At 73.2% G+C, this 13,646-nt stretch carries 12 protein-coding genes; 4 read left to right on the top strand and 8 right to left on the bottom strand.

What is annotated here, in order from left to right; all coding sequences use genetic code 11:
- Window positions 1–129: 129 nt before the first annotated feature.
- A complete protein-coding gene (locus RIM90_RS26180; protein ID WP_309063217.1) occupies window positions 130–1,041 on the top strand; it encodes a shikimate dehydrogenase in 912 nt (303 codons plus the stop codon).
- Here the strand turns inward: RIM90_RS26180 and RIM90_RS26175 are convergent.
- Complete coding sequence (locus tag RIM90_RS26175) at window positions 1,021–2,232, bottom strand: transposase (RefSeq protein WP_309063216.1); 1,212 nt, start codon at window positions 2,230–2,232, stop codon at window positions 1,021–1,023. The genes RIM90_RS26180 and RIM90_RS26175 overlap by 21 nt on opposite strands.
- 332 nt (window positions 2,233–2,564) lie before the next feature.
- Between RIM90_RS26175 and RIM90_RS26170 the strand changes: the two genes are divergently transcribed.
- Window positions 2,565–3,293, top strand: coding sequence for a ScbR family autoregulator-binding transcription factor (locus tag RIM90_RS26170; RefSeq protein WP_309063215.1), 729 nt, complete (start codon window positions 2,565–2,567; stop codon window positions 3,291–3,293).
- A gap of 214 nt (window positions 3,294–3,507) precedes the next feature.
- On the opposite strand, the gene RIM90_RS26165 is transcribed toward RIM90_RS26170, so the two are convergent.
- Window positions 3,508–4,161, bottom strand: coding sequence for a ScbR family autoregulator-binding transcription factor (locus RIM90_RS26165; protein WP_309063214.1), 654 nt, complete (start codon window positions 4,159–4,161; stop codon window positions 3,508–3,510).
- Window positions 4,162–4,411: 250 nt separating this feature from the next.
- Here RIM90_RS26165 and RIM90_RS26160 point away from each other — a divergent pair, with 250 nt between their 5' ends.
- Entirely contained in the window at window positions 4,412–5,350 is a 939-nt protein-coding gene (locus tag RIM90_RS26160; RefSeq protein ID WP_309063213.1) for a ScbA/BarX family gamma-butyrolactone biosynthesis protein, read from the top strand.
- Between the two features lie 78 nt (window positions 5,351–5,428).
- Here RIM90_RS26160 and RIM90_RS26155 read toward each other — a convergent pair whose 3' ends face one another.
- The 6 genes from RIM90_RS26155 to RIM90_RS26130 form a co-directional block, all read right to left on the bottom strand.
- Window positions 5,429–6,202 (bottom strand): glucose 1-dehydrogenase, encoded by a 774-nt coding sequence (locus tag RIM90_RS26155; protein WP_309063212.1) that lies wholly within the window; start codon window positions 6,200–6,202, stop codon window positions 5,429–5,431.
- 81 nt (window positions 6,203–6,283) lie between these two features.
- Window positions 6,284–6,985, bottom strand: coding sequence for an HAD family phosphatase (locus tag RIM90_RS26150; protein ID WP_309063211.1), 702 nt, complete (start codon window positions 6,983–6,985; stop codon window positions 6,284–6,286).
- A gap of 502 nt (window positions 6,986–7,487) precedes the next feature.
- The gene (locus RIM90_RS26145; RefSeq protein WP_309063210.1) at window positions 7,488–8,000 is read right to left on the bottom strand and encodes an O-acetyl-ADP-ribose deacetylase; all 513 of its coding nucleotides are present in this window, start codon (window positions 7,998–8,000) and stop codon (window positions 7,488–7,490) included.
- Window positions 7,997–9,406, bottom strand: a complete 1,410-nt coding sequence (locus RIM90_RS26140; RefSeq protein WP_309063209.1) for an NAD(P)/FAD-dependent oxidoreductase — start codon at window positions 9,404–9,406, stop codon at window positions 7,997–7,999. Before RIM90_RS26140 ends, RIM90_RS26145 begins: the two co-directional genes overlap by 4 nt.
- A 78-nt stretch (window positions 9,407–9,484) precedes the next feature.
- Window positions 9,485–10,330: an inositol monophosphatase family protein gene (locus tag RIM90_RS26135; RefSeq protein ID WP_309063208.1), complete on the bottom strand. Its 846-nt coding sequence runs from the start codon at window positions 10,328–10,330 to the stop codon at window positions 9,485–9,487.
- Window positions 10,331–10,430: 100 nt separating this feature from the next.
- Window positions 10,431–12,260 (bottom strand): gamma-glutamyltransferase, encoded by a 1,830-nt coding sequence (locus RIM90_RS26130; protein WP_309063207.1) that lies wholly within the window; start codon window positions 12,258–12,260, stop codon window positions 10,431–10,433.
- A gap of 823 nt (window positions 12,261–13,083) precedes the next feature.
- Here RIM90_RS26130 and RIM90_RS26120 point away from each other — a divergent pair.
- Window positions 13,084–13,347: a hypothetical protein gene (locus RIM90_RS26120; protein WP_309063206.1), complete on the top strand. Its 264-nt coding sequence runs from the start codon at window positions 13,084–13,086 to the stop codon at window positions 13,345–13,347.
- The last annotated feature ends 299 nt before the right edge of the window (window positions 13,348–13,646 follow it).

The following is a 13,646-nucleotide window of genomic DNA, read 5'->3' as shown; positions in this document are numbered from 1 at the left end:
AAAAAGCGGCCCGGTGCCTGATGTGCGACGAATCTATGTCAACTCGGCTCTCTGTCCGGCCCGTCCCGCTTCTAAGCTGTTCCGATATCCGAAATCCATTCTCCGATGCAGAAGGAGCGTCCCCGACCCATGCGTACAGATCAGACATCCGCGGGCCGCCCGGCGCCCGGGGGCGGCGGGGGCACCCGTGCGGCGGTCCTCGGATCGCCGATCGGCCACTCCCTGGCACCCACGCTGCATCGTGCCGCCTACGCGGCCATGGGGCTGGACCGGAGCTACGAGGCGATCGAGTGCGACGAACCCACGCTGCCCGCGCTGTTCGACTCGCTCGGCGACGACTGGGCCGGGCTCTGTCTGGCCGTGCCGCTGAAGCGGGCCGTCCTGCCGCTGGTCGACGAGGTGTCGGACCTGGCCCTGGACGTGGGCGGGGCGGACACGGTGGTCTTTCGGCACGGCCGGAGCTTCGGCGACCACACCGGAGTGCACGGCATCACCACCGCCTTCCACCAAGCCGGACTCAGGGCGCCGGGATCCGCCGTGGTGCTGGGCGGCGGGGCCGCGGCCTGCTCCGCGCTGGCCGCCCTGCGGGAGGTCGGCGTCAGGGAGCCGGTCGTGGTGGTCCGGGAGCGCGATCACGCCAGAGAGGCCGAGGCGGCGGCCGGCCGGCTGGGCGTCTCGGTCGAGCTGCGCCACTTCGGCGAGCTGGACCGGTTGCTCCGGGGCGTCGCGGTGGTGGTCTCCACCCTGCCCGCCGGTGCCGCCGACACCCTCGCCCCGGCCGTCGCCCACTCCGGGGCCGCCGTCCTCGACGCGGTGTATTCGGCCTGGCCGACCCGGCTCGCCAAGGCGGCGGGCTTCGCCGGCAGCACCGTGGTCGACGGCCTGTCCGTGCTGCTGCACCAGACGGTGCGGCAGATCGAGCTGCTGACCGGCCTGACCGACGTGCCGGTCGCGGAGATGCGCAGGGCGGCCCGGGACGAACTGGTCCGGCGGGCGGCCCGGGAGACCGAGCCCGCCGTCTCAGGCGGAAAGCTCCTCTGACGCGCCGAGGCGCTGGTGGCGCGCCGAGGAGAGCACCAGGATCGCGTGGGCCACGGAGCAGAGCGTCACGTGGCGGTGCCAGCCCGCGTAGGAGCGCCCTTCGAAGTCCCGCATGCCCACCCGTGTGCTGACTTCCGCGAAGTCCTTGCTCACCCGCCGGGTCAACCGCCCCAGTCGCAGCAGCGCGGCCGGGGGCACCTCCGGCAGATTGGACAGCCAGAGCTCGCGCGAGCGGCCCTTCTGCATCGGCCAGCCGCCGACGAGCGTCAGCGCCCGGCCGGGCAGCGGCGGCACGCCCGGCCTGCGGACGGCCGGCACGGTCACTCGGGTGCCGCTCACCAGGACCGATCGCGTGATCGAGTACTCCGGGTCGACCCAGCTGACCGGCTTGGACAGCTTCTTCCCCCGCTCGGCCAACTGCTGCGCCTGGAACAGCCGCTCCCCCGAACCGGGCCGGCCGGGGTCGAAGCCGACCACGCGGGTCGCCCCGTCGACGCGCATGACGAACGGAATGCCCCTGCGCGTGAACTGCTCGACGAGGGCGAGCGAGTCCAGGGCGCGGGCGTCCAGGACCACTGGCCGACGGCGCAACCCCCAGGCCGTGTCGGCGAGTTCGGCCGCCGTGTGCACGATCCCCGTCTCCACGCTCGTGGCCACGACGTCGTCCGGGATCCGGGCCCGCCGCCGCCGCTCCTCGTTCTCCAGCCACTCCGACGGCAGGTTGAGGCCCCAGTTGACGGGTGCGCTCAGCTGTTCGTTGGCCAGGGAGACGCCGTAGGCCTGCTGGCTGTTGACGACACGGCCGAGGTCGGAGCGGAAGGACTCCTCGACCCCGACGGAGTGCGCTCCGGCCTTGGGGATGGCCATGGAGTCGATCACCCATGCCTGCGGCAGCAGCACCCGGTCCAGATGACGGGCGAGCGCCTGCCGCACGGGCCCCCACACCCAGGAGGAGTCGCTGATGAAGTGGTGCAGACTCTGCTCGGCGGCGCCGTGGTCGGCCACGGCGGCCAGGGCGCGCATGGACTTGCGTCCCGGCACCGACAGCAGCCCCGAGACGTACCACTCACCCCTGGTCCGCTGGTCGCGTCGTCTGAGCGAGGCCAGCATCCGCCGGCAGAACTCGGTGACGAAGTCGTCCGCGACGTCGCCCCACGTCTGCGCCAGGGCTTCCCTCTCCACGTCTTCCATGGCTCCCCTCCATCTCCTCCGGCCGCCATCGCTGACAACCCCCCGTAGGCGGCACCGCAGGGGCCGCACGCGGAACGCAAACAGGACGCCACCGGGACGTCGACAGGACCATACAATACCGGACGGTTGGTTTTCTATACTCCGTCACGTCGTCGTGCCATCTCGGGGAACCGACCTGACAAGGAGGTAACATACCGCTTGGTTGGTTTGTTAGGGTGTCATTCGTCGGCACACTCGGGCTCCGGTCCGACGATGTCCGCAGCGGGACCCGGTCGGACCCGAGCGATTCGCACCTGCCGCCGACCCGAGACCGCCGCGACGAGGGAGAAGCCATGTCACGTCAAGAACGAGCCGAGCGCACTCGCGAGTTGGTCGTCCGGGCCGCAGCCGTGTGCTTCGACACGACGGGCTTCGCGGCGACCAGCCTGAGCGACATCGTGGAGACGGCCGAGGTCTCCAAAGGGGCCCTGTACTTCCACTTCAGCTCGAAGGAGAAGCTGGCCGAGGCCGTCGCCGCACAGTCGGGCGCGGACTGGCGCGGCATCGTCCGGGCGGCCAGGTCGCCCGGAGGACCGATGCTGCAGGCACTGATCGACATGACCCACGGCCTGGCCCACCGGATCCACCACGACGTCGTGTTCCGGGCGGGCCTGCGGCTCTGCGACGACCACTGGCCGGGCGAGGACCGGTACCCCAGTCCGTATCCGAGCTGGGAGCGGGCCGTGGCGCTCCTGCTCGCCCGCTCCGACCGCCGGGGTGAGCTGCTGCCCGGCCTGGACCTGGGACAGGCCGCCCGCATGCTCGCGGCGACCACGGCCGGCATCGAGATGCTCTCCCGCCAGGACCGGGGCTGGCTGACCGCGCCGGTCGTCGCCGGGGTGTGGGACGCCCTCCTGCCCGCTCTCGTGCCCGCGGAGCAGCTCGGCCGCTTCCGCCCCGCCGGGGGCGGCGCTCCCCGCCCCGCGACGGCCGTCGGCGTCGTCGGGCCACGGGAGGGCGGGGCGGCGGAGGTCGGCGGGCTCGCCCGGCTGGTCCGAGTGGCCGAGGGCCCCGCGCGCTAGGGGCGGTCCGGCGGACCGCGCCGGAGGAGACCGGCGGCGCCCCGCCGGCACGGGTGAGCGGGGGCGAGGGGGAGCGCCCCCGCGCGGGCGCGGGGGAACGTCCGGCCGCATGCCGGAGGCCGGAGGAGGGCGGCGGCGCCGCCGGGGCCCCGCTCGAAGAGCCCGGGAAGGGCGTGCCGGCCCCGCGTCTCCGGCAGGATCCGCCGGACGGGTCCTAGTGGGGCTGTTCCGCCAGGTCGGCGCTGGACTCCTGGAGTCGCGCGCCCCGGTCGGGGCCGGTGTCCAGCCGGGCCAGCGCGGCCGGGACGGCGACGGACGGCAGCATGTGCTTCCACATCGCCGACACGCGCTTCTCCAGATCCATCAGACCTGAGCTGACCTGGGAGAAGGCCTGGATCCCGGTGAAGGATCCGACGATCAGCTCCGCCGTCTCGCGGCAGTTGACGTGCGGCAGCACCTCGCCGTCGCGCTTGGCCTGCTCCAGCAGTTCCTCGCAGACCTTGGCCCAGGCCAGGAAGGGGCTGTGCGACGCGAAGTCGACGGACCCGCGCTCCAGCGCCAGGCGGCTCCCGGCGCGCAGCATCGCGTCGTTGGGCAGCGCGTGGGCGACGTTCATCGTGAGGTCCACCACCTCCTGCAGCTTGGACACCTGGGGCGGCGTGGGCCGGTGGAGGGTCTGCTCCTCCAGGACCCCGCGCGCCAGGTCCTCCTTGGACGGGAAGTGGAAGTACAGGGCGCCCTTGGTCACCGGCACTCTGGACAGGATCTCCTTGATCGACGCCGCGTCGTAGCCCATCTCGTCGAAGACCATCGCCGCGCCCTGCAGGATGAGCCGCCTCGTCTCCACTGCCCGTGCCTGTTGTGCCATGCGGTTTCTCCTGTCCCTGTGATCACGCCGTCACGGCCGGAGCGGAGGCCGGACCGGTCGGTACGTCAACTTATCAAGCCGTCGATGCCAGCCGGTACAAAAAAAACCGGCTGACCTGTATTGTAGCGACCAGCCGACAGGGGTTCGAATCTCCTTTGGGGGGGAAATGTCCGAATCGTTGCTCTCGCTCGATGTGGAACCGAAAGTCCCGCTTTCCACGTTCCACCAGCTCCACGGCTCTTTCCCGAACGTGTTCATCCCGGCACAGCGGCAGCACCCGCGGTTCACCACCACGGTGCCCAAGGAGTACGTCCACCGCGCCGCCGTGGCCGAGGTACTGCTGACCGGATGGCGGCGCCTGGACGACTCCCGCTTCGTCGCCTCCGCACAGTGGCCGCGCACGCACAGTTACTTCACGTCCCCGTGCGGGCTGCACTACGACTCGACGCTGGTCGCGGAGACCATCCGCCAGGTCGGCACCTTGGTGTCGCACGCCGAGTACGGCGTTCCGCTGAACAACCACTTCATCCTGAACAGCCTTCGGTACGCCTGCGATCCGGCGCAGTTGGAGGTCCTCGGAACGCCGGCCGAACTGTCGCTGTCCGTCACCTGCGCGAAGCTCTGCCGGGGCGGGCGGCTGACCGGGGTGGAGTTCGACGTCGACATCCTGCGCGACGGCCGGCCGGTGGGCTCGGGGCTGGCGAAGGCCACCATGCTCCGGCCGGAGATCTACCGCCGGATCCGTGGCGAGCGGCTGACGCCGGGACCGGACGCCGAGGCGCCGCTGGCCGAGCCGGTCGAGCCCGTGCTGGTCGACCGCCGGTACGCCCCGGACGTCGTGCTCTCCCCCGGCGACGCCCCGCGCCGCTGGCTGCTCCGGGCCGACCGGCGTCACCCCATCCTCTTCGAGCACCCCAACGACCACATCCCCGGGATGGTGCTGCTGGAGGCCGCCCGGCAGGTCACGCGCCTCCTCGCTCCCGGCAGCACGGCGATCGCGACCGAGAACTCCTTCGAGCGGTACGTGGAGTTCGACTCCCCCTGCCTGATCGAGGCGGAGGAGCACGACTCGGCCGATCCGGCGGTCAAGGTCGTGTCCGTGAGGGCCGAGCAGGACGGTCGGACCGCGTTCACCAGCACCCTCACCCTCGCGCTCCCCACCGCGCAGGCCCCGGCCGTGCGGATGTGACGCACGGGCCGGCAGGGTGCGGCGAACGAACACGGCGAACGGGGTCCCGCACGGCGCGGAACCCCGTTCGCCGTCCGGTCACAGGATCGTGAACCCGCCGTCCACCGGCAGGATCACACCGGTGGCGAACGAGGCGCGGTCACTGCAGAGCCAGGCCGCCGCCTCGGCGATCTCCCCGGGCTCCGCCGTCCGCGCCTGCGGCGTCAGCCGGTGGAGCGTCGGCTCCACGGCGGGGTTGTTCCGGAACCACTCGGTCACCATCTCGCTGCGCGTCGTCCCGGGAGCCACCGCGTTGACCCGGATCCCCTGGGCGGCGTACTCCGCCGCCGCCGCCCGCGTCAGACCGACCACCGCGTGCTTGGACGTGACGTAGGGCGCCGCGACCGGCGTCGCCACCAGACCGCCCACGCTGCTGGTGTTGACGATGGCGCCGCCGCCCGTCTCCAGCATCGCGGTGATCTCGTGGCGCAGGCAGTTCCAGACGCCGCGGACGTTCGTGTCCATGATCCGGTCGTAGACCTGGTCGTCCATCAGGTGCAGGGGCGTCTGCTCCACGCCGTACCCGGCGTTGTTGAAGGCCACGTCCAGTCGCCCGAAGTGCTCGACCGCGGCCCGCACCGCCTCCGCGACCTCGTCACTGCGCGCCACGTCGGCGACCGCGTACCGCGCCTTGTACCCGTCCTCCTGCAACGCGTCGGCCAGATCGGCCAGTTGCCTCTCCCGTCGGGCGACGAGCAGCACGGAGGCGCCTTCGCGCGCGAAGACCCGTGCGGCAGCGGCACCGATCCCGCTGCTCGCACCCGTTATCAGGGCCACCTTGTCCGCAAGGAGCCCACTTCCTTGTGTTGTCATGCTCGATTCATAGCGCAGTCCGACCGCTCGTGAATGGGGATCCGACCGTCAACCAGTCGACGGCGTACGGAACTTCGGCCGTCAGTTGCGCCAGCAGGTCCCCGTCGCGGCCTCGGCGTCCAGCGTGCGCAGCAGGTCCTCCCCGATCTCGGCCGGCGACCGCACCAGATGCCGCGCGCCCACCTCGCGCATCGCCTCCCGCTGGAAGCCGTGCTCGAAGTCGCTGGGGTTGCCGATGAAGGGAGCCCCGAGTCCGCGGGCCGTCTCCGCGACCCGTGCCACGTCGTCGATGACGAGCACCTGGTCGGGCCGGAGTCCGAACGTCTCCGTGATGATCTCGTGGATCCCGGGGCGGCGGGCGTCGGTGCAGACGTACCCCGGGTCGTCGAAGAGTCCGGCGTGTCCGCCCAGGGCGCTGTCGAAGTGGGAGCGGTCGAGGCCGCCGTAGCAGACCGTCCGCAGTCCCGACGAGCGGAGCAGTCCGACCATGGCGACCGCTCCGTCGAGGATCCGCACCGGGTGGCGTTCCAGGTACTCGGCCCTTTCGCGGAAGTACACCTCCAGGACCTTCTCCGGCGACCAGTCGACGCCCGCCGCCTCGGCGATCACCTGCGCGGCCTCGGCCTGCCGCTGCGAGAAGATCCGCCGTTCCAGCTCCGCCGTGTAGACACCGCCCCGGCTGACGATGAAGTGGTGGATCACCGGGCTGAAGGTGTCGTTCAGCATCACACCGTCGATGTTCACCGCGGCCGCACGCAGATGCCGGAGCCGTCCGCTTGTCATGTCCTCTCCCCCCTTGGTTGGCGCCGTCATCCTATGGGCCGTTTCCCCATGGGTGGGCCCACGGCCCGCACCGGCCGCCGCGAGCGGCTGCCCGTCCGCCGTGTCAGCACCGGCGGACCGGGGCGCGCACACTGATCGCGCACCCGAGCGGGCGCCGGGCCACCAGCACGGCGAGCGCGTGGCCGACCGCCGTGGCCGTCACCGCGGACAGGACGGACGCGGTCACCGGGAGGGGCCGGTCGAAGGTGTGGGTCAGGTCGCGCCGATCCGGGCCACGGTCCCGCGCAACGGGGTCCCGTAGGTCGTTCGCGGGCCGGTGCGCGCCCTCAGGGGCGTGGCCTCCGTCGACGGCGCGCTGTTGCGCACCGGCCTGCGCCGGCTCACCCGGGACACCCCGGACCTCTGAGCCCGCGAGGCGGCCAGGCGGACACGGGGACCGGCGCGACGGCGGCCACGAGTGGGGAGACCCGGGCCGGACATGTGCTCCGGCACCGTACGGGGGTCAGCCGGCCTGTGCGGCGAAGGCCTCGTGGGCCCGGTCGTCGAAGAGCACGAACCTCACCTCCTCGACCGCCGTCCGCGCGGCCCGTACCGTCTTCACGGCGATGCGCGCGGCGTCCTCCAGCGGCCAGCGGTAGACGCCGGTGGAGATGGCGGGGAAGGCGACCGTGCGGGCGCCCAGTTCGTCGGCGACCCGCAGGGACTCCCGGTAGCAGGAGGCGAGGAGGTCGGAGCGGTCCTCGGTCGTGCTGTGCACCGGGCCCACCGTGTGGATCACCCAGCGCGCGTCCAGGTCGCCCGCGGTGGTGGCGACCGCCCGGCCGGTCGGCAGGCCCTTGCCGTAGTGACCTGCGCGGAGCTTGCGGCACTCGGCCAGGATCGCGGGGCCGCCGCGCCGGTGGATGGCGCCGTCGACGCCGCCTCCGCCGAGCAGGGAGGAATTGGCCGCGTTGACGATCGCGTCGGCGCTCTGGCGGGTGATGTCTCCCCGGACGAGCGTGATCGTGGTGGTCATGTCTGCCGCAGCCTCCTCCAGACGGCCTTCGCCGCGTTGTGTCCCGACATGCCGTGCACCCCGGGACCGGGCGGGGTGGCCGAGGAGCAGAGGAAGACGGCCGGGTGCGGGGTGGCGTACGGGAACAGGGACAGTCTGGGGCGCAGCAGGAGCTGGAGGCCGGAGGCCGCGCCGGTGGCGATGTCACCGCCGACGTAGTTGGCGTTGCGGGTGGCGAGTTCCGGCGGCCCCGCGGTGGCGCGGGCCAGGACGCGGTCGCGGAACCCGGGCGCGTAGCGCTCCAGCTGGCGCTCGATGGCGTCGGTGAGGTCGCCGGTCCAGCCGTTCGGGACGTGGCCGTAGGCCCAGAAGACGTGCTTGCCCGCCGGTGCCCGGGTGGGGTCGGCGACGCCGGGCTGCACGGTGATGAGGAACGGCGCGTCGGGGGCCCGGCCCTCCCGGGAGGCGGCGCGCAGGGCGGTGCCGATCTCGCCGCTGTCCGCGCCGATCTGCACGGTTCCGGCGACGCGGGCCTCGGGCGCGGTCCACGGCACCGGGCCGTCCAGCGCGTAGTCGATCTTGAAGACGCCGGGGCCGTACCGGTAGCGCGCGTAGTGGCCGCCGAAGCCGGCGATGCGGGCCAGGGCGGTGGGCGAGGTGTCGAAGACGTAGGCGCGGGCGGGCGGCAGGTCGTCGAGGCGCTTGACCTCGTAGTCGGTGTGGACGCTGCCGCCGAGGTCCTTCAGGTACGCGGCGAGGGCGTCGGAGATGGCCTGGGAGCCGCCCCGGGCGACGGGCCAGCCGCGGGCGTGCGCGGCGAGGGCGAAGACGAGGCCGACGGCGCCGGTGGCGAGGCCGCCGAGGGGGGCCATCACATGGGCGACGAGCCCCGCGAACAGGGTCCTGGCCCTCTCGTCGCGGAAGCGGCGCATGAGCCAGGTCGACGGCGGCAGCCCGGCCAGGCCGAAGCGGGCGAGGGTGACCGGGTCGCGGGGCAGCGCGGTCAGCGGCAGGGACATGAAGTCGCGGGCCAGGGTGTCCCACCGGGGCAGGAAGGGTGCGACGAGGCGGCGGTACGGGCCGGCGTCCCGCGGGCCGAAGGAGGCGGCCGTCTCGCCGACCGACCGGGACAGCACGGCCGCCGTGCCGTCCGGGAAGGGGTGCGCCATGGGGAGCTGCGCGTGCAGCCATTCCAGGCCGTAGCGCTCCAGCGGGAGGGCGCGGAACGCGGGTGAGTTGATGCCGAGGGGGTGCGCGGCGGAGCACGGGTCGTGCCGGAAGCCGGGCAGGGTGAGCTCCTCGGTGCGGGCGCCGCCGCCCACGGTGTCCCTGGCCTCGAACAGGGCCACCGAGAAGCCTCGCCGGGCCAGCTCCACGGCGGCGGTCAGTCCGTTCGGCCCCGCACCCACCACGACCGCATCGAGCATCGACGGCACCTTCGGACTCCTTCGTCAGCCGACGGCCACTGGAGGATCAGGATATGCCGGGGCGCCGGCGCCGGGAGATCAGGATCCGTCCGACAGCAGCCCCGCCACCCGGCGTGCCGTGGCCGCGTCGCGGGCCGCGGTGAAGGGGAGGGTGTTGCCGCCCGTGATGCGGAAGGGCTCGCCCGCGCGGGTCAGGTGGGTGCCGCCCGCCTCCTCGACGAGGAGCAGGCCGGCCGCGTGGTCCCAGGCGGCTTCCCAGGAGAAGGCCGTGGCGTCCGACTCGCCGCGGGCGACGGCCAGGTACTCGAGTCCGGCCGAGCCGCAGGAACGGGGTGCCACACCCTCGGTCCACAGGCCGAGCAGGGCGCGCTTCTGTTCGTTCGTGGTGTAGTCCGGGTGGGAGGTGGCCACGCGCAGGTCACGGCCGGGCTCCGGGGAGCCCGAGTGGAGCCGCTCGCCGTCGAGGTACGCGCCCTTCCCCCGTACGGCCGTGGCGAGTTGGTGGCGGGCGGGGGCGAAGGTCCAGGAGGCGTACAGGACTCCGCGCCGGGCGAGGGCGACCAGGGTGCAGAATCCGGTGTCGCCGTGCACGAACTGCCGGGTGCCGTCGACGGGGTCGACGATCCAGACCGGTGCCTCGCCCCGGATCGCCTCGTACGATGCCGGGTTGGCGTGCACGGCCTCCTCGCCCACCACGACCGAGCCGGGCAGCAGGGCGACGAGTGCCTCCGTGAGGTACAGCTCCGCCTTGCGGTCGGCGTCGGTCACGAGGTCGTGCGGGCCGGTCTTCAGGTCCACCTCGTGTTCGGCGAGTCGGCGCCAGCGCGGCATGATCTCCTGCGCGGCGGCCTCACGAATGGATTCCTCCACGTCAGAGGCGTGCCGGGCGAGAAACTCATCGATGGTTCCGCTGTCCTTGATCATGCTTCCATGAGACCACGCGCCGCTGACGGCCCCCACCCGCCAGGTGTGCTCCGGGTGGAACCGGCGTGAACACGGATCACCGGGCCGTGGGTGTGTGGGGTCAGCGGCCCACCGCGTAGCCCTGCATGCCGCGCGGGTTCGCCGCCGCCGAGAGGACACCCGTGGCCGGATCCCGGGCGACCGCGCACAGCCGGCCCTCCGACCAGGCGCCGCCGACCGTCACGTCGTGGCCGCGGCGCCGCAGTTCCTCCACCACCGCGGGGTCCGTGCGGGACTCGACGGTGACGCTGCCGGGGCGCGTGCCGCGCGGGTAGAAGGAGCCGGGGAAGCTGTCGTTGTGCCAGTTCGGTGCGTCGATCGCGCCCTGGAGGTCGAGGCCGCCGCGCACCTGCCCGCGCAGCGCGACCGCGAGGAAGAAGTGCAGCTGCCACTGGTCCTGCTGGTCGCCGCCCGGCGTGCCGAACGCCATGACCGGCACCCCCTCGCGCAGGGCGAGGGACGGCGTGAGGGTCGTCCGGGGGCGGCGGCCCGGGGTGAGCGTATTGGGCAGGCCCTCCTCCAGCCAGGTCATCTGGAGCCGGGTGCCCAGCGGGAAGCCCAGCTCGGGGACGACGGGATTGGACTGGAGCCAGCCGCCGCTGGGCGTGGCCGCGATCATGTTGCCCCAGCGGTCCACGATGTCGAGGTGACAGGTGTCGCCGCGGGTGGAGCCGTCGCCGGAGACGGCCGGTTCGCCCGGCACGGGGGACGTCGGCAGCTTGGCGACCGTCGGCTCGCCGACACCCGCCGGACCGAAGCCGGGCTCGTCGGCGGCCACCACGCGCGCGTGGGCGCTCAGCCGCGGAGTGCGTCCGCCGGGGCTGCCGGGCCGCAGGTCGTGGGAGGCGCGGGGGCCGATCGCGGTCCGCCGCTCGGCGTTGTACTCCGCCGACAGCAGGTCGTCGAGCGGCACCTCGGCCGCGTCGCCGTACCAGGCCTCGCGGTCGGCCATGGCGAGCTTGCAGCCCTCGATCAGCAGGTGGACGTAGTCGGCGGAGCCGTAGGGGGGCAGTTCCGGCGGGAGCAGGGCGAGCTGCTGGAGCAGGACCGGGCCCTGGCTCCAGGGCCCTGCCTTGCACACGGTCCAGCCGTCGAAGCCGTACGTCACCGGGGTCTCGTAGGTCGCGGACCAGGCGGCGAGGTCGGCGGCCGTCAGCGTGCCGGTGTGGTGCTCGCCGCTGGTGTCCAGGGTGGGGCGGGCGGCCTGCCGGACCAGGGCCTCGGCGATGAATCCGGTCCGCCACACCTCCCGCGCGGCGTCGATCTGCGCCTCCCGGTCCCCCGCCCCGGCGGCCTCGGCCAGCAGCCGCTTCCAGGTGGCGGCGAGGGCGGGGTTGCGGAAGAGCTCACCGGGGCGCGGCGCCCGGCCGCCGGGCAGGTACACCTCCGCCGACGAGGTCCACTCCGTCTCGAACAGCTCCCGTACGGTCTCGACGGTCGCGCCGACGTTCTCCACGGGCGCGTGCCCGTGTTCGGCGTAGCCGATGGCGTACTTCAGGACGTCGGCGAGGGACTTGGTGCCGTGGTCGCGCAGCAGGAGCATCCAGGCGTCGAAGGCGCCGGGGACGGCGGCGGCGAGCGGCCCGGTGCCGGGCACGAGGTCGAGACCGAGCCCCCTGTAGTGGGCGGCACTCGCCCCGGCCGGCGCGACACCCTGCCCGCACAGCACCCGCACCTCGCCGCCGGCCGGGGCGAGGAGGATCGGCACCTCCCCGGCCGGTCCGTTGAGGTGCGGCTCGACGACGTGCAGCACGAAGGCTCCGGCGACGGCCGCGTCATAGGCGTTGCCGCCGTCCTCCAGGACGGCCATCGCCGACTGCGAGGCCAGCCAGTGGGTGGAGGACACCATGCCGAAGGTGCCCTGGAGGGTGGGGCGGGTGGTGAACGGCATCTCTCACCTCGGTGTTCGCGTACGCCTGCCGGTCTCGCCCGTACTCGCCCCGCTCCGGAGATCCGGGGAGTTCCGGCTCGGCTCCGGTCGGCCTGGTCAGGCAGCAGGCTACCGATCCCCCGGACGTCCCCGAGTACGGGGCGACGGGACTCGACGACCGCGGCCGCTTCTCGTCGACGAGCGGATCGCCCATCCTGTCCGGCCCGTCGGCGGCCCTGGTGACCGCCTTCACCCACCAAGGTGGAGCGAAGGCGACGAATGAGCGTTTCCAGGCCGACAGGTCGTCCCGTTTGGTTCGTTCGACAGCCTGCGGGGGCGGGGATCGTTGAGCGGATGGTTCCGGAGGCGCCGGCCCGCCCGCAGGGCGGTGGCCGGCGTCACCACGGTGAGCGGGAAGTGCCGGCCGCGATCGTGTTCGTGGCGACGCCGGGCTGCACGCGGCAGCGGAACCGGGCACCTGCGTCCACGTCATCGCCACCGGCCCGGCCGCCCCGCTCGGCCTGCCTGGCCCCCCCTGGCACAGAACCGACCGCTGACGCCCGACGCCCCGGCGAAGGCAACCGGACGACGGCTACAGCGTCCCCGTGCGCCGCGCCCCCGTCGGCCACGGGCCGGCGCCTGCCCGACCGGCGTCCGGTTCGTTCCCCGTCTCGTCGGGTCGTCGGCCGCCTGACGGGTGATTCCGGTGCTTCCGCACTGCCGTGGTCCGGCGGAGGGGTCCGGCCTCGCGACGAGGCGGGCGTCAAGAGATGCGGCCGGAGCAGCCTGCCGCGATGGTGGAAGCATCGAAGCACTGTCATCAGGACGCGAGGGAAACGTTTACGTGGACAAGTCGCAGCTCACCGAGATGACCGCTCGCCGTGCCGCCGACGGCCCGGACGGTCAGCAGCTCACCGCGGACGACATCAGCCGGGTCCTCGACCTGCTCTTCGGCACCGTCGAGCGGGCGGGGACCATCGCCGAGGCGCTCAAGGCCCGGGAGTCCGTCACCCTCGGAAGCTTCGGAAGCTTCCAGGCCGCTGACGGCGTGGCCACGTTCCGGCCGGGCATGGCCCTCACCGAATACCTGCAAGAACAGACCCGATGACCAGCACGCGGTCCACCGGGCCGGCACGGCGGCTCGCCGGATCGTCATGGGGCACCTGACCCCCAGCACCGCCGGTCCGGCTGTCCCGGAGACGGTCCGGTGACGCCGCCCGTACGTCGAGGGACGGGCCTCGTGGTCCCCGCAGTTCAGGGCCCTGCAGGCCGCCGGACGCCGGCTGGTCGCCGGCACGAGCGGCGCGGTGGAGCCGAACGGCGGGCATCCCGCGCCGCGCGTTCGGGGAAGCCGTTGACCGTGGCCGGTGCACGGTCGGCCCGCGCCGCGAGGGCCCTGCGGGCCGG

It is taken from the genome of Streptomyces sp., assembly GCF_031181555.1.
Taxonomy (GTDB): domain Bacteria; phylum Actinomycetota; class Actinomycetes; order Streptomycetales; family Streptomycetaceae; genus Streptomyces; species Streptomyces fimbriatus.
This window is presented reverse-complemented; position numbering and strand designations above follow the sequence as displayed.